Genomic DNA, 25,015 nt, shown 5'->3' on the forward strand with positions numbered 1-25,015 from the left:
CGATGACCGGACTGGTTCCTGCCGACAACACCGGCGCGGGCATGCTGACGCCGCTGACGGGCGGTTCGGGCACGTTCGGCGAACGCCTGCGCGCGTTTGCCGCGCAACCCTCCGTCAGGAAGGTGCTGCCCTGGTTCGCCGGGACCGCCGGCCTCGGCCTACTGGCACTGACCTGGGCGACGCTGTCGCCCGCGCCGCAGCGGGTTCTCTATTCCTCGCTCGGCGATGCCGAACGGGCTGGCGTCGTCGCCTCGCTCGACCAGGCGGGGATCGACTATACGATCGACAATGGCACGGGCGCGCTGACCGTGGGCGAAGACGATGTCTATCGCGCGCGGATGATGGTTGCCTCCGACGGCTCGCTCGCCTCGCCCGAAAGCGGGACCGATCTGATCGAAAGCCTCCCGATGGGGGCCAGCCGGACGCTCGAGGGCGACCGGTTGCGCGCCGCACAGGAGCGCGAACTCACGCTGACGATCATGGAAATCAACGGGGTCGAGGCGGTCCGCGTGCACATTGCGAAGGCCGAACGCTCGGTCTTCGTGCGCGAGGATGTCGCCCCTTCCGCATCGATCATGGTGCGCATGGCGCGTGGCCGCCAATTGACCGACGGCCAGGTGATGGCGGTTACCAATCTGGTCGCGGGTTCGGTCCCGGGGCTGAACATCGATGCAGTGAAGGTCGTCGACCAGCACGGCAAGCTGCTGACGCAGGCACGCGACCCCAATAGCGGGCGGCTCGACCTGCAGGCGCAGATGGAAGCCAAGCTCAATGCGCAGGTCGACCAGCTCCTCTCGCCGATGTTCGGCAGCGGCGCCTTCACCTCGCAGGTGCAGGTCGATCTCGACATGAACGAGGTCACCTCGGCGCGCGAAAGCTATGACAAGGACGGCACCGTCCGCCGCGAGACGACGCAATTGTCGCAGAGCGGCGGCGTCCAGGCGGGCGGAATTCCCGGCGTGCTGGCGAATACGCCGCCCGCCGATGCCGAAGCCCGGCAGGGGGCGCCCGAGGATACTGCCGAGGCCGCTCCCGGCGGCGGCGTGGGCGAAAGCAGCGCCACCCGCGTCTATGAACTGGGCCGCGAAGTGTCGGTCTCCAACCTGACCCCGGGGTCGATCAAATATCTCTCGGTCGCCGTGGCGATCGACCAGGCGGCGCTGGCCAAGGCGAGCGCGGCGGATATCAACAAGGTCAAGGAACTCGTTTCGGCTGCGGTCGGCGCGCGTGCGGATCGCGGCGACCAGGTCACCGTGGTCATGCGCGCCTTCGAAAAGGTCGAGACCGAAGCGGTGCCGTTCTACGAAACCAGCTGGTTCGGGATGGCGGTCCGCAATGGCGTGGCGATCCTCGCCGTGCTGCTGGTGCTGCTCCTCGCGGTGCGGCCGGCGATCAATGCCCTGCGTAGCGGAGCGAAGAACGGCGGCGTACTCGATCCGCAGTCGGGAGGCACTCCCGCGCTTGGCGGACCGACCATGGGCGCTGCGACGCCTTACGACCGGCAGGCGCTCGACGGGCAGATCGAACTGGCCCAGCGGATCGCGCGCGAAAACCCTGACGATGCCGTGCTCGCACTGCGACGCCTGCTCGCGGAAGATGCGCGGCAAGGAGCATCCACATGACCGCGCCCACACCCCAGCTGCTCGGCGGCACCGACAAGGCGGCCATCATGGTCATGCTGCTCGCCGAAGAGGATGCCTCGAAGATCCTCGGCCAGCTTACGCCCGACGAATTGCGCCAGCTGGCGGGCACGATGTGCGGGATCGGCGAAGTCGAACCGCAGTCCATCGTCGATGCCATCGCGGGCTTTTCGCGTTCGACCGAGAACAGCGGGATTTCCGGCCACGGCCGGGTCGACAGCGTCCGCAAGCTCCTCAACGGGGCGGTGGGCGAGGTGAAGACCGACAACCTTATGCGCCAGGTCGCGCCCGAAGCCGAGGAAGCGAGCCTGCCCGCACTGGGCCTGCTGCGCTGGCTCGATCCCAAGATCATCGGCGAAATCCTCGCCGACGAACATCCGCAGGCAATCGCCGTGCTGCTGTTGCAGCTCGATGCCGATGTCGCCGCGGCGGCGCTGTCCGCCTTGCCCGAGGATCTGCATACGCCAGTGCTCCACCGCGTGGCCAAGCTCGGCCCCGTGTCACGGCAGGCGATCGATATCCTCGAAGGCACGCTCAACGCCAAGATCGAGAAGCTGCACGGGACGATCCCGCTGACGATGGGCGGGATCAAGCATGCGGCGGAGATCATCAACCAGTCGCATCGCAGCGTCGAGAAACGCGTGCTCCCGACCATCGGCAAGATCGACAAGAAGCTTGCCAAGGAACTCGAGAACGAGATGTTCAAGTTCGAGCATCTGTTCGCGCTCGATATGAAGATGACCGGCGTGCTGCTGCGCGAGGTCGAGAGCGATACGCTGATCATGTCGCTCAAGGGGCTGGAAGAAGACCGCCGCGAGCAATTCTATGGCGCGATGTCGTCGCGCGCGGCCGATGGCCTGCGCGACGAGATCGAGATGCGCGGCCGGGTCAAGAAGAGCGATGTCGAAGCGGCGCAGAAGGAAGTCGTCGCGATTGCCAAGCGCCTGATCGCGCAGGGCGATATCATCATGGGCGAAGGGGACGAGGACTATGTCTAGGGTCGCCTATGCCGCGCTCGGCAAGCGGGGGAGCTTTTCCCGCGACAACCGCTACACCAAGATCCAGGAAGACGCCCCGCCGCCGGTTGCCGAGGATGCGGGCGAGAAAGCCTATCGCGCGGGCTATGAAGACGGCCAGATTTCCGCGCATGCCGATTTCGAGGCACGCCTCAAGGCCGAACGCGCCGCCCGGACCGCGATAGAGCTGGCTTTCGCCCGCTTCGACGCGGCCAGCGAACGCCAGCTGCGCGAACGGATGCTGGCGACGGTCCATGCACTGTGCGAGGAAGCCGTCCTCCCGCTCGCGCTCGATACCGAAGGGCTTGCCCGGCGGGTCGAGGCGGCCGCCGCCATGTTCCAGCGCAAGCATGACGAGCGGATCATCCATATCCATCCCGAAGATCTCGAACTGGTCCGCGGCGACGTGTCCGCAGACCTCGAACTGGTGCCCGACGCCAGCGTCGAGCGCGGGGGCTTGCGCGTGGAAACCGATGACGGCGGGGTCGAGGACGGCCCCCAGCAATGGCAGCGCGCGCTCGCCGAAATCTTCGCCGCATGCAAACCCTGATCGACGAGACCTTCGCGTCGGTCGCATCGGCCTCGCTCGATCTCGCACCGCGCCGGTTCGGGCGGGTGGTGGCCTGCGATGGCGGGCTGATCGAGGTTTCCGGACTGGGGGTTCCGATCGGCACGATCTGCACGATCGCGCAGGGCGCATCGACCGAGCACCGCGCGGAAACCATCGGCTTCCGCAATGGCCATACGATGATGATGATGCTCGGCGATACGGTATTGCTGCGACCCGGCGCCATCGTGCGTCCCGAGGGCCAACCCGGCATGCTCAGCGTGGGGCGCGAGTTCCTGGGGCGCGCGGTCGACGGATCGGGCGAGCCCATCGACGGACGCGGACCGATTGGTGCGACCACCGCCTGGCCCGCCGGTGGCTACCGGGTCGGCGCGCTCGACCGGTCGCGGGTTACCGAAGTATTCGACAGCGGCATTCGCTCGCTCAACGCGCTGACCACCTTCGGGATCGGGCAGCGGATCGGCATCATGGCCGGGTCCGGGGTGGGCAAATCGGTGCTGATGGACATGATCGTCGAAAGCGCCCGCGCCGATGCGATCGTGGTCGGGCTGATCGGCGAACGCGCGCGCGAAGTTTCCGATTTCGTCACCCGGCACATGGCGGGCGACCGCGCGGCGAATACCGCGATTGTCGCCGTGCCCGCCGATCATGCGGCCAATCTCAGATTGCGCGGGGCGATGCTGGCGACTTCGCTCGCCGAACATCTGCGCTCGCAGGGCAAGCGCGTGCTGCTGATCCTCGACAGCCTTACCCGCGTCGCGCATGCGGCGCGTGAAATCGGTATCTTGTTGGGCGAACCCGGCGCCGCGCGCGGCTATCCGCCTTCGGCGCTGGCGACGATCACCAAACTGATCGAACGCGCGGGCAATTCGGAAGAATCGGGCGGCGCGATGACCGGTATCTACACCGTGCTGGCCGATGGCGATGACCAGAACGATCCGGTGGTCGATACTGCGCGCGCGATCCTCGATGGCCATATCGTGCTGTCGCGCGAGATCGCGCAACGCGGGCAATACCCCGCGGTCGATGTCGGCGCCTCGCTCAGCCGCGTGATGAACGACATCGTGTCCCCCGAACAGGCGGCGACCGCGCGCCGTTTCCGCGCGCTGAGCGCGACCTATGAAGCCAATCGCGATCTCGTGATGATGGGGGCCTACCGGCAGGGGACCGATCCGCTGCTCGACGAGGCGATCGCGCTGCATCCGCGCATGTGCCAGTTCCTGTCGCAGGGCGGACAGGAGAGCATCGATATCGCGACCTCCTTCGCCCAGCTGACCGAGCTTGTCGGCAGTGACGCCTGAGCGAAAGAAACTCAAACGCGCGCAATTGATCCAGCGCGTCCGGACCGTCGAACGGATGCAGTCGGCGGCTGCCGCGAGCGAAGCCGAAGCGACACGTACGCGGCTGTCCGGCGTGGCGGAACGAACGCGCACGCTCGCCGCGCATTACGCGCAGCGCGCCGACGATATGGTCGGCGCCGACCTGCGCAGCGGCAAGGCGATGCGTGATCAGCTGCAGAAGCTGTCCGAAGTGAGCTCGCGGCAGGCCGAAGAGGCCGAACTGCAATCGCAGACCCGCCGCGAGGCCTTCGCCCAGTCGGACATGCGTTTGCGCAAGGCCGAGGAAGGCACGCGCGAACTGGTGCGTTCGATCGTCGCCGGTCTGGAAAAGGGCTGACCGACCCGGAGTTTGGCACGCTTCTTGATAGATAGACCGCACACGACAAACGGACTTTCTATGACCTTTTCAATCGCCCTACCGAAGTCGCTCGACACCGCGTCCTCTGCCGCCGGCCTCACCAGCGAGAACGGGCAGAAAAGCGCGGGTTTCGAGGCGACTGACGGGTTCGCTGAACTGCTGAGCCAGCTGGCGTCGTTCACGCCGCCCGCCGGTCAGGACGATACGGTGGAAGCGGACCGGCAAGCGGGCGATTTGCCGACCGGCAAGGAATTGCCGCTTGCCGCCCCGGGCCTGTCGGTCCTCGACAATACACTCGCGGCACCGACTGCCATCGAAGCCACAGGTGGAGAGGGTAAACCGGCGGCTGGCGGCCTGGTCCCGAACGCTCCGAAAACCGACCTGGCACTGACCGCGCCGACACCCCGCGCAACTGCGCCGGGGGCAGGGCTTGCCGATGCGGCGGGTGAAGAGCCGGTCGCGGGTTTGGAGGTCCGTATCTCCGCCGCCCAGGAACCGCGTGATCCGCGCGCTGCCGGCATGGTGTCGTCGCTCCAGACCGGCAAGGCCGCAATGGATTTGCCGGCTGTGGCTGCGCATGGCCGCGCGGAAGCAGCGCCGGTTGTGACTGCACCGCAGGGCGAAACGAAAGCCTCGGTCAAAGCCGCAGCGACCGAAACCGCGGTTGCGGCTGCAGCTCCTGCAAAGGCCGAACCTGCCGCACTGCAAGGCGCCGGAACGACCCAACGCTCGGCCATCGGCGAACGCAAGATCGGCGACAAGGCGCTGGCGGAGAAGCTCGCGTCCAAGCCGCGTACCTCTGCGGCATCGGATGCCGCGAAATCCATGCCGCAAGCACTCGCGGTGGCTGCGGACGGCAGCGCATCCACCATACAGCCCGTTTCGAGCGCGGCGCGGCCCATCGCTACCGACCAGTTCGCCAATGTCGAACGCGTCGTCGAGCATCTCATGGCGGCGCGGCAGTTCGATCTTTCCAAACCGGCTGCGATTGCCGTCGCGCACAAGGAATTCGGCGCGCTGACGCTTACCTTCGACCACTCGGCGGGGGGCATGAATGTCGAAATCGCCGCCGAGGACGGCGAGGCGCATCGTGCGCTGGCGGCGGCGATGGCCAATGACCGCGGCGCTACCCGACCGCAGGACCTGGCGGCACAATCGCCGTCTTCCGCGACCCAGCCCGGCCAGACCGGCGGTGAACGTGGCGGCTCTGCGAACAATGCGGGCACGGGTTCCGGCAACGCGGCCGGCGATGACCAGCGCCAGCAGACTTCCGACCAGCGCAGCCGCCATGGCGAGCGCGCTCCCAACCAGCCCCAGGCGCCCGCGCAATCGTCCTCCGACGACGCGCTCTACGCCTGACGCGCGGCACCCGATTTTAGCAGGACAGCACCATGCCGAACGAAAATGACCCTCAGGAACCCGTAGCGAAAAAGAAGGGCGGCAAGCTCAAGCTGGCGCTATTCGCTTTCGTGCTTCTCGGCGCGGGCGGCGGCGGGACCTATGCCGCTTTCGCCAGCGGCATGCTCAACGCCCATCCGGCGGAAGAAGAGGACCCCAACCCGAAGCTGGTCCTCAAGGGCGACGAGGACCCCTATCCCGCCGGCAAAGACGACGAGGCGAAGGGCGCAGCGATCGTTTACGGTGTGGGCGGGGGCGAATACCGCACCGCCTATTACGATTTCACCGAGGAATTTACCTCGAACCTCGCCGATAGCGGCGCTCTGGTGCAGATCAGCCTCGCGGCTTCGACGCATTACGACGGGCGCGTGCTGATGTGGCTGGAAGAGCACGAAACGGCGCTTCGCTCGCGCATTCTCGCCGAACTGGCTGCTACCGGCGAAGCCGAACTGGCTAGCATTCATGGCAAGGAAGAACTGCAGAAGCGCCTGACCAAGGCGATCAATGAAACGCTCGAGGAACGCGAAGGCTTCGGCGGCGTCGACAGCGTCTATTTCCGGTCGTTCATCGTCCAATGATCTCCTCCGCGATCCCCGCCGCCACGGCCCGTGCCGCGAGCCATTGCGAAGAGCTGTTGAGCCGTGCGGCGACCCCGCCCGACCTCGATCTCGAATTCGCGCGCTTTGCCCGCGGGTTCGCCGAGCAGGCGACGACGCAGCTGGGCGCGCTTTGCGACGACCGGACGCTGGTTGCAGAGATCGCCGAAACCGAACTGCTGCCGGTGGCCGAATGGTATGCCAAGGTCGGTACCGCCCACCGCCACAGCTTCTTCGCGCTCGGCCAGGAAAGCCGCGGGATCCTGATCTCCACGCGGATCGGCGAAATCGTCGCGCAGTTCGAACGCATTCTCGGCGGTACCGGCGACGTCGACGAGCGTTGCAGCGTCCTGCCCGCTTCGGCACTGCGCTTCGCACAGCAATTCGAAGACCGTATGGCCGATGTGCTGCGGCGCACCAGCGACCGCCGTGAAATCGCCGCCGCCGCCAATGGCGACGAGGTCGAACAGGTCGCACCTTTCGCTGCGAGCGAACGCGTGTGGACCGTGACGCTTTCAGTGAGCAGCCCGAAAATCTCGCGCTCGTGGACCGTCCGGCTCGCCATGTGCCAGTCGATGATCGCCGAGATCGTCGGGACGCGCGCCGTCTCGCCGGCCACCGGACGCACGATCGGTGCGCGCGGGATCGAAGGCTCGGCGATTGCGCATGTTGACCTGCCGCTGCGCGCGGTGCTGGTCGATGTACCGATGTCGATCGCCCAGCTGGCCAGCCTCACGCCCGGATCGGTCATCCCCGTTGCGGTCAATCGCAACGTTCCGCTGCTGATCGGCAATCTTACCATTGCGCATGGCTGTGTCGGTGAACTCGACGACCGTGTCGCGCTCGAACTCAATCAAACTTCCCTTTCGGAGTAACTCCTTATGGCTTCGCATGCAGATGGCTTCGGCCTCATCCAGGACATTGATGTCCGCCTCACCGTCGAACTCGGCCGCAAGTCGATGCGCCTGCGCGACGTGCTCGCGCTGGGGGAATCGAGCGTAATCGAGCTTGACCGCCTGACCGACGAACCGCTCGACATGTTCGTCAACGGCAAGCTGATCGCGCGCGGCGAAGTGGTCGCGCAGGGCAATCGTTTCGCGATCCGCGTGATCGAGATCGTCGGCGCGGGTTCGAACGAAGCCGCCGTCGAACGGCGCGCCCAGCCGATTACCGTCACTTCAACCGGTGCAGGCGAGGCGGCCTGATGCTCTGGTACGTCCTCAAGCTGCTGGTCCTGCTGCCGCTGATCGGTGTCATGATCTGGGGCAGCCTGAAACTGGCGAAGAAAATGCAGGGCCAGTTCGGTGCGCCGACAGGTGGCAGCAAGGCCGTGCGGATCGTCGAAAGCACGATGCTGTCGCCCACGCTGCGCCTCGCAGTAATTGAATTCCACGGGCGCGAAATCCTCGTCTCGACCTCGCGCAACGGCCTCGTTCGGCTGGCCGAGGCACCGGCGCGGCCGGAAGCGCAGGACGTCGCCGCATGATCGCTCGTCTCGCCAAACTCGCCGCGGCGCTGGCTGCGCTGGCCTATCCCGCGCTCGTCCGCGCGCAGACCGGCGACGCCGCGGTGTCGGGCGCGCTCGACCGCGCTTTCGGCGAGATGGCAGGGGCCGGTGGTGAGCCGCTGAGCCTGTCGCTCCAGCTGCTGCTGGTGATGGGCCTGCTGACCATCCTGCCCGCGCTGCTGCTGATGATGACCAGCTTCACCCGGATCATCGTGGTGCTGGCGATCCTGCGCCAGGCACTGGGCCTGCAGCAATCGCCGCCCAACCAGGTGCTGATCGGGATCAGCCTGTTCCTGTCGCTGTTCATCATGGCGCCGACGCTGGAAGCGGTGAACGAAAACGCTATTGCCCCCTATTCCGCCGGCGAGATTGGTGCCGAGGCGGCGATCGAGCGCGCCGGGGACCAGTTCCACGGCTTCATGATCCGCCAGACCCGCGAATACGACCTCGAGATGTTCGCCGACATCGCCGGGGCGGGGCAGTTCGCCAGCCCGCAGGACGTGCCCTTCTCGATCCTGCTGCCGGCCTTCGTCACCAGCGAACTCAAGACCGCCTTCCAGATCGGCTTCATGCTGTTTCTGCCCTTCCTCGTGATCGACCTCGTCGTCTCCAGCGTGCTGATGAGCCTCGGCATGATGATGATGAGCCCGATGATCGTTTCGCTGCCCTTCAAGCTGCTGCTGTTCGTCCTCGTCGACGGCTGGGCGCTGCTGATGGGCTCGCTCGCCTCAAGTTTCGGATAGATATCATGGACGAAAGCGCCGTACTCCTTTCCATGGCCGACCGCATGTTGTGGATCGCCGCACTGGTTGCCGCCCCGATCCTGCTCGCGAGCCTCGCGATCGGTCTCGTGATCGGGCTGGTGCAGGCCGCGACGTCGGTCAACGAACAGACGCTGACCTTCGTCCCCAAGCTGGGTGCGGTGGCCTTCGTGCTGGTTATCCTGGGCGCATCGATGATGGCGCTGGTGGGTGATTTCACGCAGGATATCTTTGCCGAAATCGCAGCGATCGGCGACTGAGGACCTTGCCGTGAACGGCCTCGATCTCGGCCTTGGTGCGCTGGAACAGGACATGTGGCGCGTCGTCTTCCTGATGACGCGGCTGGGTGCCGCGCTGCTTGCCGCACCCTTCTTCGGCGCAACCTCGGTGCCGATGTCGGTCCGTGTCGCGATCACCGGCGCGCTGGCGATCTTCGTGTCCACCTGGATGCCGGCAGTCGAGACCCCCGAAGCCCTGCTCTCGCTCGAGGGATTGCTCGCAGTGGCGGGCGAGGTCATCATCGGGCTGGCGCTCGGCTTCGTGCTCCAGCTCGCCTTTGCCGCGCCGACCGTGGCCGCCGAATTGATCGGCGGCGGCATGGGTATGAGCATGGCGGTATCGCAGGATGCGATGGGCGGCGGAACCACCACCTCCTTCGGCCAGTATTTCGTGATCGTGCTGACGCTGATCTTCCTGGCGACCGGCGCGCATCTGCACTGGATTGCGCTGGTTACCGAAAGCTACAACGCCTTCCCGCCGGGCCAGACCTGGCTGGGGGCGGAGCGGTTCGCGGCAATCGCCGGTTTTGCCAGCTTCATGTTCGAAACCGCGCTGAGGATCGCCTTGCCCGTCACGGTGATCCTGTTGCTGGTGCAGGTGCTGACCGGCATCCTGAGCCGCTCGGCGCCGTCGCTCAACCTCTTCGCGCTCGGCCTGCCTGCTGGCGTGCTTGCCGGGCTGGCCGCGCTGATCATTTCCGCACCGCTGATCTACGACCAGTTCACCGGACTCGTCGGCGACGCGCTCGACCAGACTGAAAGTGTGATCGCGCGATGAGCGAGACCGCCGGTGAAAAGACCTTTGCCCCAACCGAGAAGCGGCTGGCGGACGCGACCAAGAAGGGCGACGTCCTGCGTTCCAAGGACGCGGGCACGGCTGCCGTCATGCTGTTCGGCGGCGCCTGGCTGGCGATTGCGGGGCCATTGCTGCTCGAAGGGCTGGCGCAGCTGACACGCGAAGCCTTCCTGTTCGATGCGCGCGACATCCGCGATTTCAGCGTCGGGGGCCTGCTGATGCAGGGCCTGCTGTTGGGCGTGCCTGCAATCCTTACGCTGGCGGTGCCTGTCATCCTCGTAACGTTGCTTTCGCAGCTGGGTTTCGGCCGCGGGCGCTGGGTGGCGGCCAATCTCAAGGCCAAGGGGCAGCGGATCAATCCCATGTCCGGCCTCAAGCGCATGTTCGGCCCGCAGGGGCTGGTCGAAATGGGCAAGGGTCTGCTCAAGGTCGCGCTGCTGGGCAGCATTGCGGCGTGGTGGTGGTGGACCAGCATGGAAACGGTCATCGGGCTGGGGCGGGGCAATCTGTCGGCCCAGCTGACCGCTGCCTGGCATGCCATCGTCTCGCTGATCTTCGCGCTGGGTGCCGGGCTGGTGGTGATCGCCTTCGTCGACCTGCCGATCCAGTGGCTGCGCCAGCAGAAGCGGCTGAAGATGAGCTATCAGGAGCTGCGCGACGAAAACAAGGAAACCGAGGGCTCGCCCGAAATGCGCGCCGCGCGGCGGCAGCGCCAGCGCGATATCGCCACCGGATCGGTTGCCGGGGCAATGCGCGAAGCACAGTTCGTGATTACCAACCCGACCCATTTCGCGGTCGCGATGACCTATGATCCGGACAAGGCCTCGGCCCCCATCGTCCTTGCCAAGGGGCGCGGCGACAAGGCGATGGCGATGAAGGAGCTGGCGCGCGAACTCGACCTGCCGACGCTCGAAATCCCGCAGCTGGCCCGCTCGGTCTATTATACCACGCGCGAACGGCAGATCATCTGCGAAGACCTGTATGGCGCAGTCGCCTCGGTGCTGGCCTATGTTTTCTCGCTCAAGCGCGGCGAAGCGCCGCCGCTCCCGGCAATCGAGGTGCCCGCCGCGCTGCGTTTTGATGCCGATGGCCGCGTGCCGGTTAATCCGCCGCGCAATGCGTCGTTATCAGGGCGATGAGTATTTCCAGTTCCTCGATCGCCACCTCGCTCGGTATCGGCAGCGGCGTAGACATGACCGGTCTGGCCGAGCAATTGGCCGAGGCGCAGTTCGCCGGGCGCAACCAGCGGCTGGCCGACAAGTCGGAAACGCTCGAGCGCCGGATCTCGCTTGCGGGATCGATCCGCAGCAGCCTCTCCACCTTTGCCACGGCGCTCGGCGACCGGCTGCGGACCGGCGATCTCGCGCCCCTGCCGACGATCAGCAACACCGCGGTCGCTGCGGTCTCCACCCCGCTGGGGGCGGTGGGCAAGGGCAGCTATTCGCTCGAAGTCACCAAGCTGGCGAACAACCAGATCCTCACCGGGCCGACCTATGCCAGCGCAAGCGACACGGTCGGGGCGGGCACGCTTACCATCCGTTTCGGCACGACGAGCAATGCGAGCTTTACCGAGAATACGGGCAAGACACCGCTGACGATCGACATCGCCGCCGGAGCGACGCTGTCGCAGGTGGCCGCCGCGATCAACGGGAAGAACGCCGGGCTCAACGCCTATGTCGCACAGACCGATGCGGGCGCGCAGCTGGTGGTCAAGGGGGCCGACGGTGTGCAGAACGGCTTCACCATCGAAGCCACCGAAGACGGCGCTAACCCGGGGCTGTCGGCACTGGCCTGGCAGCCGGGCGACGACCCCGCGCGGCTGGTCAAGACCTCCGCCGATGCCGAATTCCTCCTCGACGGCCTTGCCCGCCGCAGCGCGTCGAACAAGATTGACAGCATTGCGCCGGGCCTGTCGCTGACGTTGACGGGCACCAATGTCGGCGCCCCTGCGACGATCGGCTTCAACAGCGCCACCAGCGCGATCTCCGGCATGATGCAGGACATTACCGGCGCGCTCAATGAAATCGCCGCCGAACTGAGCAGCGCGGTCGACCCGCTGACGGGAGAGCTCTCGCGCGACACCGGCGCGCGCGCGCTGCGCCGCGATCTGTCCGCACTCGGCTCCACCGTGATCATGCCCAATGCGGCGGAAGGCGCTCCGAAAACGCTGGCCGAACTGGGCCTGGCGATCGAGCGTGACGGCAGCTTCCGCTTCGACGAGGCCAAGCTGGTCGATGCGCTGGCGCGCGATGCCTCGGGCGTGGCCGCCATGTTCACCACCGGCATCAACGGGATCTATGCCACGATCGACCGGATGGCGCGTGCGAACAGCATGGCGAGCGATCCGGGAACGCTGGCGGGTTCGGTGGCGCGCTACCAGTCGCAATCGGACCAGCTCACGCGCGATCTCGAAAAGCTCGCCGAACAGCAGGAAACCTTCCGTTCGAACATGGTCGCGCGCTTCGCCAAGTCCGAAAGCCGGATTACCGCGTCGCAATCCACCCTGTCCTTCCTCCAGTCCCAGATCGATATCTGGAACAACCAGGGGAACTGACATGCTGGCCCGTGCCCGACCCGGCGATGCCTACCGGCAAAGCAATTTCGAAGCCCGGCTGATCGCCAGCGGGCGCGACGACCTCGTCTTGTTCTGCCTCGACGATCTGATCGACAATCTGGGCCTCCTCGAAATCGCCGAATCGCGCCAGGACCGCGCGGCGCGCAGCCGCGTGCTGACGCGCTGCGTCACCGCGTTGACCGCTTTGGAGATCGGAATCGACCGCGAGGCCGAAATGGCCGACAGCCTGGCGCAATTCTACGGTGCGGCGAAAAGCATGCTGCTCGATTCGATCCGGGCGATCGATCTCGAGCAAATCGCGCAATTGCGCGGCGATCTGCGCGAAATTTCCGCCGCCTTCCGTGCGGCGAAATTGGGCGCGGCGCAAGCCTGACCGGAACCGTGCGCGATCTCCGAAATGGAGAACGCAGGCATCGCAAATCGGGCAGAGGAATTGTATCGGGGCCGACGTCTCGATGGCTTCGCCGCCTTGCGCGTCCCAAGCGAACACCGAGACCCCACGTCAGGCATGACTGGCCTGATATGTCTTTGTTCCCTGGGGCTTTCTACATGTTGAAGGTTTTCGTGATCGACAGCGCTGCGGCGCGCCGAGCACAGGTGTGCCGCTTGCTGATGGACCGGCAGATTCACTCCGAACCGTTCGAAACCGTCGCCGAATTTACCGAACATATGCCCTCGCAGGGCCTGGTTCTCTATTGCGACGAGCACGACGGTCTCGCCAGCCTGGTCGAGGCGCTGGACCAGCGTTCGTGGCTGCCGGTGATCGCCTATGCCTGCCAGCCGGACATCCCGCGCGTCGTCCGGGCGATGCAGGCGGGAGCCGCTTCCTATGTCGGCTTTCCCATCGACCCGGCCGAGATCATGGGTGAATACGACAAGCTGCAGGGCAGCTTCGCGGCCCGGCTCGCGCAGCGCAAACGCGCCAGTGCAGCGCGCCGACGGCTCGACATGCTCAGCAATCGCGAACGCCAAGTGCTCGGCTGCATGCTGGACTATGGCACGAGCAAGGAAATCGCGCGCTTTCTCGGTATCAGCCCGCGCACCGTCGAGGCGCATCGCGCCAATCTGATGGTGCGGCTCGACGTGCGTACTGCGACGCAGGCTATCCGTGTGGCGGTCGAAGGCGGCGCGTGCGGAGCAGCGCAGGCCTTTGCGAGCCCATCGGGCCGCGGGGGCGAAGGGGGCGATAGTCCCGCTCCTGCTCCGGTCCTGCAATAGCCCGTCTTCCGATAGGCGAGTGCGGCTGGCTTTAGCTGTCGACGTCGCTGGGTATGGTGCCCGAGGTCATGACCGAAACGAGCGCCCGGCCATAGGCCCCAAGCAGCGCCACCGCCGGATCGGCCGCAAAGAAATTGCCTTCCTCGACCTCGTCGACGATCTTCACCAGTCCCGAGGACGAGCCGATCGGCGAGCGGGATACGAGGATTCCGCAAAGCGGGCCGACCAGTTCCATCGCTGCGCAGATCTGCGCATCGACCTCGATCAGCTGGGTCAAGCGTTCGCGGCTGGCGCGGGGCGAGATGATCGGCGCGACTTCCCCGGGGGCTTCATCGAGAATATCGGCCAGGGCCAGGATCGCTTCGTTAGCGGCTCCGAACCCACCGACCGAACAGGCCTCGACAAAAGTCAGGATCCTGGTTTCCCAGAGTGACATTTCTTGCTTCCCCAACGGACGAGCCCTGAAGAGGGCGCGACGCGGTGTCATTACACCTTCACTAAGACCCATGTCACCGGCTGGACCCCAAATTCCGCACCGATTTCGCGGCGGTAGCCATACACCGTTTAGCAATTGTTAATCGCTGGAGCGTTCGACAATGGCGAGTTGAAGCTTCGCCAGCGCGGATGATTTGAGCTGGTGAACACGCGGAACGCTGACATCGAGCACCGCGGCAATCTCGGTCAGGTTCAGCTCCTCGATGAAATGGAGCTTCACGATCAGCTGCAACCGCTCGGGGAGCTGCGCGATGGCTTCGGCGAGCGCTGTCCGGTCATCGGCTTCGAGCAGCCGCGCCTCGGCATCGGGCTCGGTCGAACCGAAGGCCGGATTGGAGTCCGAATAACAGTCCTCCAGATCCACGACCCGCGTCGCCAATTGTGTTCGCATATCGTGATATTCCCCCACTGAAACATGCAGTTCCTGCGCCATCTCCTCGGCCGAGGGATCGCGCCCCAAGGCGCTGCGCAGGCGGTCCATGGTCGCATCGATCCGGCGGCGCTGCGCTGCGGCACCGCGCGCATGCGGCGATTGCCCGCGCAACAGGTCGATCATCGCCCCGCGCACGCGCATCTTGGCATAGGCGGCAAAGCCATCCTCGCCCGGCCGGTCGTGGCGCTGCGCGCATTCGGTCAGAGCAATCATTCCCGCCTGGAGCAAATCGTCGACATCGACCGATGCGCCGCAACTGCCTTCGTAATACCAGGCCAGCTTGCGGACCATCGGCAGGAAGTTTCCGATCCGCTCGTTGATCTCGCTCGCATAGGCGCGCTGCGCTTTGAAATGGGAGTGGTCGTACTTCATGCCGCGAGGGCCTCCGTTTCATGGCCGAGTTGGGCAGGTTGGGCGGGCGCTTCGTCGCCGACCACCGCGATCACTTCGATCGGTTGGGCAGCGGGGAGTTCGTTGATCGACAGCACCAGGCAGTGCGGTGCGCGCAGCCGCAGCAGCGCGGTCAGCGCGCGGCGGGCGCGCGGCTGGACGATCAGCGCGGGCCGGGTTGCGGCAGGATCGCGCTGTGCCACGATGGTGGCGATACGCTCGCCGATCGAGCGGGCGAGGTCGGGTTCGATCACGATCTCGCCCGAAGCCGGGTCCTGCAGCCCGCCGACGACCATGTCCTCGAGCTGGGCGGCCAGCGTGATGACCGGCAATTTGGCATCGGGCGGGCAGGCTTCGGCGACGATCATCGCACCCAGGTCGGCGCGGACGATGTCGATCAGGCGGTCGTGCTCGGTAGTCTGCTGCGCCGCGAGCGAAAGGCTCGAGAAGACCCGCAACGAATGACGCAGCGAAATTCCGTCGGCGAGCAGCGCCTTGAGCAGCCGGGTTACCGCCGCGAGCGACAGCGGCTGCGGGGTGATCGTTTCGATCAGTTGGCCATGGCGACCACGCAAATGGTCGATCAGGTCGCGGACCTGGTCGGGGCCGAGCAAATCCTGCGCCCTGACGGCGAGCAATTGGTGGATCTGCGTGGCAATCACGCTTTCGGGATCGACCGCGAGATAGCCCTCGGCCACCGCAAGATCGCGCGAGCCCGCGTCGATCCACAGCGCGGGACAGCCGAAGCTGGGGTCGATCGTCGCTTCGCCGGGGACCGCCTGCGAGTGCATGACATCGCCCGTATCGATGGCGAGCAGATGGTGCGGCTTGATCTTGCCGCCGCCAATCGCCGCGCCGCCAAGCGTGATCCGGTAACTGTCGGGATCGACTTCGAAACTGTCCTCGATCCGGAACTGCGGCACGATGAAGCCGAAGGTCTGGCACATCTGCTTGCGCAGCCCGGTCAGCCGCGCGATCAGCGTGGCGCCGTGTTTCTCGTCGGTCAGGTGGATAAGGCCATAGCCAAGCTGGATGGTAACCAGCGTCTGGTCGGTGACCTCGTCGATCGCGATATGCGCCGGATCGGGGATGACCGCCGCCTCGGGAACGTTGAATTCCGCCTCTTCCCGCTTGCGCAGACTGTGCCACAGCCAGAACGCCCCCGCCGCCAGCGGCAGGATGATCGATTGCGGCATCGCGGGAATGCAGCCGATGATGAACAGGATGCAGGCGACCGGCAGCCAGATCTTCGGGTCGGACAATTGCCCGCTGATCTGGTCGGTCAGGTTGCGCGCATCGGATACCCGGGTGACGATAACCGCGGCGGCGATCGACAGCAGCAGTGCCGGCACCGACGCGACCAGCGCATCGCCCACCGCCAGCGTGATGTAGAAGCTGGCCGCGTCGCCCGCCGAAAGGTCGTGGGTGGACATGCCCAGCACCAGGCCCGCGATCACATTGATCAGCAGGATCAGCAGCGCGGCGACCGCATCGCCCTTCACGAATTTGCTGGCACCATCCATCGAACCGTAGAAATCGGCCTCGGTGGCGATTTCGCGGCGGCGCGCCTTGGCTTCGTCGGCGGTGAGCAGCCCGGCGGCAAGATCGGCGTCGATCGCCATCTGCTTGCCGGGCAATGCATCCAGCGTGAAGCGGGCGGAGACTTCGGAGACGCGCCCCGCGCCCTTGGTGACGACCATCAGGTTGATGATCATCAGGATCAGGAAGACGAAGATACCGACCGCGAAATTGCCGCCGATGAGGAAGGCGCCGAAGGCCTCGATGACCTTGCCCGCGGCAGCGCCGCCTTCATGCCCGTTGAGCAGCACGATCCGGGTCGATGCCACGTTGAGCGCGAGCCGCAGCAGCGTGGCGAACAGCAGGACCGAGGGGAAGGAGGAGAAATCGAGCGGTTTCTGCGCGTTCATCGCGGCCATCAGTACGGAGACGGACAAGGCGATATTGAGCACGAAGAAGACGTCGAGCAGCATTGCCGGTATCGGCACGACCATCAGCAGAATGATCGTCAGGATCCCGATCGGCAGCGCGAGGCCGGGGTTGATAAAGCGGAGCGGATTCACAGGCCGAACGCCCTGAACTTGCCATAGGCGGCGGCGATCTGCTCATTCGCGCGACCTGTGCCGGCGCCGCCTTCGCCAAAGGTGTTGCGCAGCGTGTCGGCCATTGACGGGCGCGGGCCACCGGGTCCGGGCAGGGCGGGCATCGCAAGGCTGCCGCGGCTGGGCCGGCTGGTGCTGACGCTGGCGGGCGCATGGGCGGCAAAGCGGGCCGGGTCGAATTCCACACGATTGCCGCCGGTGGGCATCGGCATGTCGCCATAGGCAGCCGACACCTTGTCCTGCATCAGCGTCATGACTTCGCCGACCGAGCGCGGCGATCCGCCGCTATAGAAGATCGAGCGGTTGGCACGCGCGGCCTGCGGCATCAGCGCCGCGGCCGACTGGTCGGGATTGCTGCCCAGCGCGCCAAGGAATTTCTGCGCGCCGCCAAGCCCGAGAAAATGCGCGAGATAGAGTTCTGCCGGTTCGGCGTCGCGCCCCAGGCTGGAGCGCAGGCCCGCGGCGTTCTCGCGCGTCAGCTCCGCTGCCATCAGCGACGAGGCATCGGCATCGTAGCGCAGTGAAAGGAGCTGCTGGCGCGTGGCGGTATCGGCCACGCGGCCATTGGGCGCGATCGCCGCATCGGCCCAGTCCATGCCATGTTTGGCACCATGCCGGTCGAGCGTGCGCAGCCAGGTCGAATCGATGAACTGATAGAGACCCGACGCGCTCGAAGTCTGCGCCTTGGCGCTGGGGTCGAGCCCGGATTCGAGCCGGGCCTGTGCCAGCAGATAATCGAAATCGACACCCGTCCGCGTCGCGGCGCGGGCGATTGCACCCTGCACATCGGCATTCTGGACTGGACTGACTGTAGGCACGAAACCTCCGGGAATTGCGTTCCCGGTTGTTCAGCAAGGTCCGTGCCAAATTTCCTGGCTAGGAATTAGCGCCGCTGTCAGGCGAGCGCGACGCTGATGCCCTGGCGGGGCAGCGCGGCGTAGGGTTCGCTACTGCCGGCCAGTGCGCCGAGGCGGTTCTGGACATTGCTGGCGATCAGGTTGCGCAGGCGGCGGTTGATCTCGTTGAGGCGGCGCACCGCGTCGAGCACACCGAGGCATTCTTCATCCAGGCTGTCCTGCTCGACCACATCCAGCTTGGCGCACAGGTCGAGCTTGCCATTGGTGCAGGCGACGATGCGATCGAGGTCGAGAGCGGCAAGCGCCTGCCGCTCACCCTGCAAAAGTGCGAGCATCTGTTGCAGGGTAGCCAGTGTCTGCTGTTTGCGGGTCATTTCCCGACCTTTCCGTACATGCCCGCGGCGATGATCGCATCGGCGATCTCGGTCGGGATCAGCGGGTAGGAATTGGTTTCCAGCGCCTTGCGGATATCGGCCACGCGGTCGTGGTCGACAGGGCCCTCGGGGCCGGCGGAAACACGTGATGTCGCTATGGGGGCTTCGGCCTGTTGCGCTTCGGCGGCCACCTTCTGCGCGGGAGAGACCTTTCCGGCAGGGGTAATTGCTGCGCCTGGACGCACCACTGCTCCCGAGAATTCCGGCAATCCGACAATACGCATCGTTTCGCTCCATAAGCTGGTTGACCAACAGAACGGCGATCGATGCGCGGGTTTAACTCCCCGGCAATAATTTTGCCGCTTACGGCAAATCGATGCCGACCTGGCCCGGGCGGATCACCATGGCGCGCAGCGTTTCGGTGCGCTGTCCGGTGGCGCGGACCTTGATCCATTCGCCGCGCGCGCCGTCTTCCGCGGCAGCCCCCTGCCGGGTGAGGGTGAACCCCTTGCCGCGCACGAGGATGCTGACGTTCTCGCCGCGCGAGATGATCGTTTCGCCATATTCGGGGGCGGCGGCATAGCGGCCGCTGCCCGAACCGCCATCGACCGCTACATAGATACGCCAGCCGGCAGTCGGGCAAGCGATCTGGACCGAGCGCTGGTCGCGGCCGAACCATTGCAGGTCGAGCGGCGCCTGGCAGGCGGTCAGCCGCAGGCGGCGGTCGACGGGCAGCTTGGCGCCTCCCGGCTGGCCGATATCGGCGCCGGTGAAATCGGTGACCGCGCGGTCGATGATCGACAGGTCCATCGGCGCTGCAGCGGCGGCCGAGCTCGCAAGAAGCGCGGCGGCGAGTGTTAGGGGCAATGTGTGACGCATGGTCGATCCTGACTCCGGTTCGCGAAACCACCCCCGGCATGGGGGTCTTCGCGGTTATGGAGCAAGGTTCGTGCCATCCGGCGCCGGGCGGAGGTAATCAACCGAGACGAGGATGTCGTCGGACACGTTCGGCATGGCAATCAGCCGGGCGGCGACGCCCGCGGCCTCGGCTTCACCCAGCAGACGCTCGCCCTCGACGAGGGCCTCTTCACGCTGCCCGGGTGCATAGCCGATCGAAATCGTTGCCACCTGCCGCTCGTCGGTGACTGCGGCGCGCAGCCATTCCTGCACGCTTTCGCCCGGGGCGGGCTTGTGCAGTGCGAGCGCGGAGGACGTCACCGGTGCGGGTTCCCCGGCGTCTGTCTCAGCCTCGACCTCGGTCTCCTCCTGCGAGGGCGTAGCGGAGGGCTCGCGCACCGCTTGCGCCGTGATCAGGAACAGGATCAGCGCGAGATCCGCGGTTACCGTCTGCCAGCCCGAAGCCGCGCGCAGGATCATGCCGCTTCGCGTTCGCTGTGCGGGGTGCCGCCGGCCATGCCGGTCTGGCGGATCCCGCGGGCGAGCCATTCAAGCACTGCATCGCGGTCGCGCTCTTCCTGCCGCGACTTGCGCGCAACTGCGGCGCCCAGCGGGGCAAAGAGAAAGTTCGCGGCGAGGAGGCCGTACAGCGTGGTGACGACGGCCATGGCGATGGCCCCGACCAGGCCGGTATCCTGCGCTGCCGCGCCCTGCGCCTGGCCCAGCGCGATCAACGTGCCCGCGAGACCCAGCACCGGCGCCAGTTCCGCCGCGCAGTCGAACACGCGCACTGCGGTCTGCGCATTGGCCAGCCGCGCTTCCTTGAATTTCTGGTGTTCGCCGTGAAGCGACTGGATCGAGCGCTGGCTGATGATCAGATCGGACAGGCTGTCGAATTCGCTATCGCCGAAATGATGCGGTTCGGCGCGGATAAAGCCGTCATCGGCAATCTCGCGGATCTGCAGGGCCAGTTCGCTCTTGGCGCGCGCCACGTCGAACGCCCGTTCGAACAATCCGCGCAGCGCGCCGAGGGCAATCCGGCTGTCCGCCACACCGCAACGCAGCAGCGTGGCGACGAGCGTGCCGACGAGGACGATGGCGATCGCTGCGGGATCGAACCAGGTTTCCAACATGGGGTAGCTACTCCTTGCCGACCCAGAACGGCGCGAACCGGGCAGGATTTATGCGGCAGCCGAACTTTGCCGCTTTCCGGCAAGACCTTGCCACATCCTGCCGGTTTCGCCTGCCGGGGCCCGGCAATCGGGTTTTGGCACGCCCCTTGCTGAACATCTCCCGTATATTTTTGCGGAGGCTCACATGAGCGAAGGTTTGTTCGGCATTCACGGGGCGGCACTGGAGATCCGGTCGCAGCGCATGGGTGTGCTCGGTTCGAATATCGCCAATGCGGCGACACCGGGATACAAGGCCCGCGACGTGGACTTTGCTGCCGCGCTGCAGGCACGCCTTGGCGGTGCGCAGGCTGACCGCGCGACCGATGGCGCGATCCAGTACCGTATCCCGACCATGGCCAGCCTCGACGGCAACACCGTCGAGATGTCGACCGAACAGGCGGCCTTTGCCGAAAACGCGGTGGCCTATACCGCTACGCTCAACTTCCTGCGCGGACGGGTCGAAACCGTCACCCGCGCGATCCGGGGCGAATAACGATGGCGGGCCCCACATCCTTCTTCGAGGTTGGCCACCGCGCCATGTCCGCGCAGCTCGTGCGGATGAACACCGCGGCGTCGAACCTGGCCAATGCAGGTTCGGTCTCGGGCAGCGAGGAAGACGCCTATCGCCCGATGCGCACGGTGTTCGAGCAGGAGCTCGACCGTGCTTCGGGCCTCTCGTCGGTCCGCGTCGGCGGGGTGGTGCGCGAAGATGTCGCGCCGATCCGCCGCCACGATCCGGGCCACCCGCTCGCCGACGAGAACGGCGATGTCTGGGAGGCCCCCGTCGATGAGAACGCCGAGATGGTCGAGATGCTCGAAGCCTCGCGCCAGTACCGCAACATGGTCGAGGCCATGTCGACCGCCAAGCAGCTCATGCTCGAAACGATGAGAATGAAATGACCACCATAACCACCCAGACGACCTCGCCGGTCGCTTCCACCACTTCCACATCCGGCCGCGGCATGGACGCGCTGGGGCAGGGCGATTTCCTGCGCCTGCTGACCGTCCAGATGCAGCAGCAGGACCCGTTCGATCCGGTCGATAACAAGGAAATGCTCGCCCAGATGGCGCAGTTCTCCTCGCTCGCCGGCGTGTCGGAAACCAATGCCATGCTCGAGCAGATCGCGGACAAGCTCGACCAGCTGATCGTCACCACCCAGACCGCCACCGAAATCTGATCAGGGAGACATTCGATGTCCTTCTATACCTCGCTCAACGGCATGAAGAATGCGCAGACCTCGCTTGGCGTGATCGCGCATAATATCTCCAACTCGGAGACTTACGGCTTCAAACGCAGCCGCACCGAATTCTCCGAAATCGTCGCCGGTTCGGCGCTGACCAACCCGCGCATGATCCAGGGGATTGGCGCATCGGTGGAATCGATCACGCAGAACTTCTCGCTCGGCCCGGTCGAACAGACCGGTTCGGCGCTCGATCTCGCGCTGACCGGCGATGGCTTCTTCACCATGCGCTCGCCCGCCGACGGCTCGACGCTCTATACCCGCGCAGGCTCGTTCACGATGACCGAGACCGGGCATATCGCCGACAGTGCGGGCAACCGGCTGCAGCTGTTCGCGGTCGACGCCAATGGCGCAGTGACGGGCAACGCGATCAGCGATGCCGCGGTCCCGCAGACCAATGCCGCGGGCGCCGAATTTGCCGGGGTTACCATCTCCAGCACGGGCGTGGTCCAGGCCTCCTATACCGACGGTTCGGTCGAGCCGGTCGGCGGGGTCGCGCTGGCCAACTTCATTTCGCCTACCGGCCTCAAGAAGGTCGGCTCGGCAAACTGGGAAGGCACCGGCCTGTCGGGTCCGGCAAGCTACGGCTCGCCCGGCTCGGGCGCCAATGGCTCGCTGCTCTCGGGAGCGCTCGAGCGTTCGAACGTCGACATCGCCGAGGAACTCGTCGGGCTGATTACCGCCCAGCGTAACTTCCAGGCGAATGCCAAGGCGATCGACACCGCGACCCAGATCTCGCAGACCGTCATCAACCTGCGGACCTGATCGCGATGGACCGCCTCATCCATACCGCGCTTTCGGGCATGCGGGCGTCGATGGACAGCCAGCGCGTCATCGCGAGCAATATGGCGAATGCCAACACGCTCGGGTTCCGTGCCGAAATGCTCGACCAGCGCGCCGTCACCATCGAGGGCCAGCCCAACGAGGCGCGCGCGATGCAGACCGCCCGCGTGCGCGGCGCGAATATGGCCGCAGGCGAAATCGTCCAGACCGGGCGCGATCTCGATATCGCGATGGCGACCGATGCCTTGATGGCGGTGCAGGCGACCGACGGGACCGAAGCCTATACGCGGCGCGGTGACCTGTCGGTTTCGGCCACCGGCCTCCTCGTCAATGGCGAGGGGCTGCCGGTGCTCGGCGATACCGGCCCGATCACCATTCCGCCGACCGGCTTTCCCGCGATCGCGCCCGACGGCACGATTACGCTGGCCGATCCCGCCACGCCCGACCAGCCACCCGCCGAAATCGGCCGGATCAAGCTGGCGGCGTGGCAGGGCTCACCGATCAGCAAGGGGCTCGACGGCCTCTTTCGGGTCGAAGGCGGCGGCATCCTGCCGACCGACGAAGCGGCCACCGTCACAGTCGGCGCGGTCGAAGGCTCCAATGTGAAAACCACCGAAGTGCTGGTCGAGATGATCGATGCCCAGCGCCTCTTCGCCATGCGTAGCAAGGTCATCGCGACCGCACGCGAAATCGACGAAAGCGGCGCGCAGCTCATGCGCCTCGGCTAATCAGGGAAAGGATAGACCATGCCCACTTCAGCCCTTCAGGTCGCCCGCACCGGGCTCGAGGCCCAGGATTCGCGCATGCGCGTCATCGCCAACAACCTCGCCAATGTCGGCACCACCGGCTTCAAGCGCGACCGCGCCAATTTCGCCACGCTCGCCTATCAGGATGCGCGGGTCGCGGGCCAGCGCTCGTCGGGCGAAACCGCCTATGCCACCGGGCTCAACCTCGGTACCGGTGTGGCGGTCCAGTCGACCAGCCAGATCATGACGCAGGGCGCGCTCAGCACCACCGGCAACGCCTATGACCTCGCACTCGACGGCGATGGCTATTTCCAGGTCGAACTGCCCGGTGGCCGCATTGGCTACACCCGCGCAGGCAACTTCACCCAGTCCGCCGAAGGGCAGTTGGTCACCCAGCAGGGCTATGCCGTCCAGCCGGCGATCACCATCCCCGAAGGCGCGACCGCGGTCGCGGTATCGCCCGACGGCACCGTGTCCGCAGCGATCCCCGGCGAGGCCGAACCGGCCGAGCTCGGCCAGATCCAGGTGGCGCGCTTTACCAATCCCGCAGGCCTGCAGGCGATCGGCGACAACTTCCTCGTCGAAACCGCCGCCAGCGGCGCTGCCGAACTGGCCCCGGGCGGCGAGAATGGCCGCGGCAACATCCGCCAGGGCATGCTCGAAGCCTCGAACGTCAATATCGTCGAGGAGCTGGTCGAGATGATCGAATGCCAGCGCGCCTATGAAATCAGCTCGAAGATGGTCTCCGCCGTCGACGAAATGCTGCGCAACGCCAACCAGACGCTGTGAGGACATTCGCCATGAAATCCGCTTTCTGTCTTGTCCCGCTGACACTCGCCCTGGCCGCGTGCGGCGGCGGTTCCACGCGTCCCGAAGGGTTCGCTGCGGTCCTTCCGCCGGCACCCCAGGCTGCGCCGGCGCGCCATCACGACGGCGCGATCTACCAGGCCAGCCACGGCTATGCGCCGCTTTATTACGGCAACCGTGCGGCGCGGGTTGGCGATATCGTCACCATCGTGCTGGTCGAGCGGACGCAGACGTCCAAATCGACCAGCGGTTCGACCAAGCGCGATGGCAGTATCGGCCTGTCGCTGCCCGAATTCGTCGGCATTGATGACAGCGATCTTAATGCCTCGGGCCGCGCGTCGTTCAAGGGTTCGGGCGATGCCTCTCAGGCCAGTTCGATCCGGGCCGACCTGACCGTCACCATTGCCGAGGTCCGTCCCAACGGAACGGCATTGGTGCGCGGAGAAAAGGTCATGCAGCTGAGCCAGGGCGAGGAATGGGTGCAGCTTTCGGGCATCATCCGCCTGTCAGATATCGATCAGGACAACCGGATCCCGTCGATCCGGGTGGCCGATGCGCGGATTTCCTATTCGGGCGCCGGTTCGGTCCAGCGCGCCAGCCGCGAAGGCTGGCTGTCGCGTTTCTTCGGCGCGATTTCGCCCTTCTGAGG

At 65.9% G+C, this 25,015-nt stretch carries 33 protein-coding genes; 24 read left to right on the forward strand and 9 right to left on the reverse strand.

The features are described from left to right. The first annotated feature begins 2 nt into the window (after nt 1-2). The 17 genes from fliF (at nt 3) to V6B15_RS02320 (ending at nt 14,051) form a co-directional block, all read left to right on the forward strand. Nucleotides 3-1,622: a flagellar basal-body MS-ring/collar protein FliF gene (fliF, locus tag V6B15_RS02240; protein ID WP_334199868.1), complete on the forward strand. Its 1,620-nt coding sequence runs from the start codon at nt 3-5 to the stop codon at nt 1,620-1,622. Continuing rightward, nucleotides 1,619-2,638 (forward strand): flagellar motor switch protein FliG, encoded by a 1,020-nt coding sequence (fliG, locus tag V6B15_RS02245; protein WP_334199869.1) that lies wholly within the window; start codon nt 1,619-1,621, stop codon nt 2,636-2,638. Before fliF ends, fliG begins: the two co-directional genes overlap by 4 nt. Beyond that, a complete protein-coding gene (locus V6B15_RS02250; RefSeq protein WP_253522501.1) occupies nt 2,631-3,206 on the forward strand; it encodes a FliH/SctL family protein in 576 nt (191 codons plus the stop codon). Before fliG ends, V6B15_RS02250 begins: the two co-directional genes overlap by 8 nt. Beyond that, complete coding sequence (locus V6B15_RS02255) at nt 3,194-4,525, forward strand: FliI/YscN family ATPase (protein WP_320181838.1); 1,332 nt, start codon at nt 3,194-3,196, stop codon at nt 4,523-4,525. Before V6B15_RS02250 ends, V6B15_RS02255 begins: the two co-directional genes overlap by 13 nt. Further along, nucleotides 4,515-4,901 carry a hypothetical protein gene (locus V6B15_RS02260; RefSeq protein ID WP_253522506.1) on the forward strand — a complete coding sequence of 129 codons (387 nt, stop codon included), beginning with the start codon at nt 4,515-4,517 and terminating at the stop codon, nt 4,899-4,901. Before V6B15_RS02255 ends, V6B15_RS02260 begins: the two co-directional genes overlap by 11 nt. A 60-nt stretch (nt 4,902-4,961) precedes the next feature. Continuing rightward, entirely contained in the window at nt 4,962-6,281 is a 1,320-nt protein-coding gene (locus V6B15_RS02265; protein WP_334199870.1) for a hypothetical protein, read from the forward strand. 32 nt (nt 6,282-6,313) lie between these two features. Beyond that, the gene (locus tag V6B15_RS02270; protein ID WP_253522510.1) at nt 6,314-6,898 is read left to right on the forward strand and encodes a flagellar basal body-associated FliL family protein; all 585 of its coding nucleotides are present in this window, start codon (nt 6,314-6,316) and stop codon (nt 6,896-6,898) included. Nucleotides 6,899-6,954: 56 nt separating this feature from the next. Beyond that, nucleotides 6,955-7,791, forward strand: coding sequence for a flagellar motor switch protein FliM (locus V6B15_RS02275; RefSeq protein ID WP_334199871.1), 837 nt, complete (start codon nt 6,955-6,957; stop codon nt 7,789-7,791). A 6-nt stretch (nt 7,792-7,797) separates the two neighbouring features. Continuing rightward, the gene (fliN, locus tag V6B15_RS02280) at nt 7,798-8,121 is read left to right on the forward strand and encodes a flagellar motor switch protein FliN (RefSeq protein WP_253522514.1); all 324 of its coding nucleotides are present in this window, start codon (nt 7,798-7,800) and stop codon (nt 8,119-8,121) included. Next, the gene (locus tag V6B15_RS02285) at nt 8,121-8,402 is read left to right on the forward strand and encodes a flagellar biosynthetic protein FliO (RefSeq protein WP_320181841.1); all 282 of its coding nucleotides are present in this window, start codon (nt 8,121-8,123) and stop codon (nt 8,400-8,402) included. Before fliN ends, V6B15_RS02285 begins: the two co-directional genes overlap by 1 nt. Further along, entirely contained in the window at nt 8,399-9,166 is a 768-nt protein-coding gene (gene fliP / locus V6B15_RS02290) for a flagellar type III secretion system pore protein FliP (protein WP_334199872.1), read from the forward strand. Before V6B15_RS02285 ends, fliP begins: the two co-directional genes overlap by 4 nt. Before the next feature lie 5 nt (nt 9,167-9,171). Continuing rightward, nucleotides 9,172-9,444, forward strand: a complete 273-nt coding sequence (locus V6B15_RS02295) for a flagellar biosynthetic protein FliQ (protein WP_253522522.1) — start codon at nt 9,172-9,174, stop codon at nt 9,442-9,444. 10 nt (nt 9,445-9,454) lie between these two features. Then, nucleotides 9,455-10,240 carry a flagellar biosynthetic protein FliR gene (gene fliR, locus V6B15_RS02300; protein WP_253522525.1) on the forward strand — a complete coding sequence of 262 codons (786 nt, stop codon included), beginning with the start codon at nt 9,455-9,457 and terminating at the stop codon, nt 10,238-10,240. Continuing rightward, nucleotides 10,237-11,397: an EscU/YscU/HrcU family type III secretion system export apparatus switch protein gene (locus V6B15_RS02305; RefSeq protein ID WP_320181843.1), complete on the forward strand. Its 1,161-nt coding sequence runs from the start codon at nt 10,237-10,239 to the stop codon at nt 11,395-11,397. The genes fliR and V6B15_RS02305 overlap by 4 nt, the downstream gene beginning before the upstream one ends. Further along, the gene (gene fliD, locus V6B15_RS02310) at nt 11,394-12,812 is read left to right on the forward strand and encodes a flagellar filament capping protein FliD (RefSeq protein WP_334199873.1); all 1,419 of its coding nucleotides are present in this window, start codon (nt 11,394-11,396) and stop codon (nt 12,810-12,812) included. The genes V6B15_RS02305 and fliD overlap by 4 nt, the downstream gene beginning before the upstream one ends. Before the next feature lies 1 nt (nt 12,813). After that, on the forward strand, nt 12,814-13,206 hold the full coding sequence (locus V6B15_RS02315) for a flagellar protein FliS (RefSeq protein ID WP_334199874.1): 393 nt from the start codon (nt 12,814-12,816) through the stop codon (nt 13,204-13,206). 176 nt (nt 13,207-13,382) lie between these two features. Beyond that, nucleotides 13,383-14,051 (forward strand): response regulator transcription factor, encoded by a 669-nt coding sequence (locus V6B15_RS02320; protein WP_334199875.1) that lies wholly within the window; start codon nt 13,383-13,385, stop codon nt 14,049-14,051. Between the two features lie 31 nt (nt 14,052-14,082). Here V6B15_RS02320 and V6B15_RS02325 read toward each other — a convergent pair whose 3' ends face one another. The 9 genes from V6B15_RS02325 to V6B15_RS02365 all read right to left on the reverse strand — a co-directional run bounded on the left by V6B15_RS02325 (nt 14,083) and on the right by V6B15_RS02365 (nt 20,750). Beyond that, nucleotides 14,083-14,487: a hypothetical protein gene (locus V6B15_RS02325; RefSeq protein ID WP_334199876.1), complete on the reverse strand. Its 405-nt coding sequence runs from the start codon at nt 14,485-14,487 to the stop codon at nt 14,083-14,085. A 138-nt stretch (nt 14,488-14,625) separates the two neighbouring features. After that, on the reverse strand, nt 14,626-15,351 hold the full coding sequence (locus V6B15_RS02330) for a sigma-70 family RNA polymerase sigma factor (protein ID WP_253522539.1): 726 nt from the start codon (nt 15,349-15,351) through the stop codon (nt 14,626-14,628). Then, a complete protein-coding gene (locus V6B15_RS02335; RefSeq protein WP_334201312.1) occupies nt 15,348-17,381 on the reverse strand; it encodes a flagellar biosynthesis protein FlhA in 2,034 nt (677 codons plus the stop codon). The genes V6B15_RS02330 and V6B15_RS02335 overlap by 4 nt, the downstream gene beginning before the upstream one ends. Before the next feature lie 65 nt (nt 17,382-17,446). Beyond that, on the reverse strand, nt 17,447-18,307 hold the full coding sequence (locus tag V6B15_RS02340; RefSeq protein WP_334199877.1) for a transglycosylase SLT domain-containing protein: 861 nt from the start codon (nt 18,305-18,307) through the stop codon (nt 17,447-17,449). Nucleotides 18,308-18,384: 77 nt separating this feature from the next. Beyond that, nucleotides 18,385-18,720, reverse strand: coding sequence for a hypothetical protein (locus V6B15_RS02345; RefSeq protein WP_253522547.1), 336 nt, complete (start codon nt 18,718-18,720; stop codon nt 18,385-18,387). Continuing rightward, nucleotides 18,717-19,004, reverse strand: a complete 288-nt coding sequence (locus V6B15_RS02350) for a flagellar biosynthesis anti-sigma factor FlgM (RefSeq protein WP_334199878.1) — start codon at nt 19,002-19,004, stop codon at nt 18,717-18,719. The genes V6B15_RS02345 and V6B15_RS02350 overlap by 4 nt, the downstream gene beginning before the upstream one ends. Before the next feature lie 79 nt (nt 19,005-19,083). Beyond that, entirely contained in the window at nt 19,084-19,599 is a 516-nt protein-coding gene (locus V6B15_RS02355; protein ID WP_334199879.1) for a flagella basal body P-ring formation protein FlgA, read from the reverse strand. Between the two features lie 54 nt (nt 19,600-19,653). After that, complete coding sequence (locus tag V6B15_RS02360; protein WP_334199880.1) at nt 19,654-20,097, reverse strand: hypothetical protein; 444 nt, start codon at nt 20,095-20,097, stop codon at nt 19,654-19,656. Continuing rightward, nucleotides 20,094-20,750 carry a MotA/TolQ/ExbB proton channel family protein gene (locus V6B15_RS02365; RefSeq protein ID WP_334199881.1) on the reverse strand — a complete coding sequence of 219 codons (657 nt, stop codon included), beginning with the start codon at nt 20,748-20,750 and terminating at the stop codon, nt 20,094-20,096. The genes V6B15_RS02360 and V6B15_RS02365 overlap by 4 nt, the downstream gene beginning before the upstream one ends. 184 nt (nt 20,751-20,934) lie before the next feature. On the opposite strand from V6B15_RS02365, the gene flgB reads away from it, so the two are divergent. Genes flgB through V6B15_RS02400 form a run of 7 tightly spaced genes read left to right on the forward strand, consistent with a single transcriptional unit; the run spans nt 20,935 to nt 25,013 of the window. Further along, complete coding sequence (gene flgB, locus V6B15_RS02370) at nt 20,935-21,282, forward strand: flagellar basal body rod protein FlgB (RefSeq protein ID WP_253522563.1); 348 nt, start codon at nt 20,935-20,937, stop codon at nt 21,280-21,282. Between the two features lie 2 nt (nt 21,283-21,284). After that, entirely contained in the window at nt 21,285-21,689 is a 405-nt protein-coding gene (gene flgC / locus V6B15_RS02375; RefSeq protein ID WP_334199882.1) for a flagellar basal body rod protein FlgC, read from the forward strand. Continuing rightward, nucleotides 21,686-21,967: a flagellar hook assembly protein FlgD gene (locus V6B15_RS02380; protein ID WP_253522568.1), complete on the forward strand. Its 282-nt coding sequence runs from the start codon at nt 21,686-21,688 to the stop codon at nt 21,965-21,967. The genes flgC and V6B15_RS02380 overlap by 4 nt, the downstream gene beginning before the upstream one ends. Nucleotides 21,968-21,982: 15 nt before the next feature. Next, entirely contained in the window at nt 21,983-22,795 is an 813-nt protein-coding gene (locus V6B15_RS02385) for a flagellar hook-basal body protein (protein WP_253522571.1), read from the forward strand. 5 nt (nt 22,796-22,800) lie between these two features. Beyond that, nucleotides 22,801-23,541 (forward strand): flagellar basal body rod protein FlgF, encoded by a 741-nt coding sequence (locus V6B15_RS02390; protein ID WP_253522574.1) that lies wholly within the window; start codon nt 22,801-22,803, stop codon nt 23,539-23,541. Nucleotides 23,542-23,559: 18 nt separating this feature from the next. Further along, on the forward strand, nt 23,560-24,348 hold the full coding sequence (gene flgG / locus V6B15_RS02395) for a flagellar basal-body rod protein FlgG (protein WP_334199883.1): 789 nt from the start codon (nt 23,560-23,562) through the stop codon (nt 24,346-24,348). Between the two features lie 11 nt (nt 24,349-24,359). Next, nucleotides 24,360-25,013, forward strand: a complete 654-nt coding sequence (locus tag V6B15_RS02400) for a flagellar basal body L-ring protein FlgH (RefSeq protein ID WP_334199884.1) — start codon at nt 24,360-24,362, stop codon at nt 25,011-25,013. The last annotated feature ends 2 nt before the right edge of the window (nt 25,014-25,015 follow it).

Source organism: Qipengyuania sp. Mu-71 (assembly GCF_036867055.1).
Taxonomy (GTDB): domain Bacteria; phylum Pseudomonadota; class Alphaproteobacteria; order Sphingomonadales; family Sphingomonadaceae; genus Qipengyuania; species Qipengyuania profunda.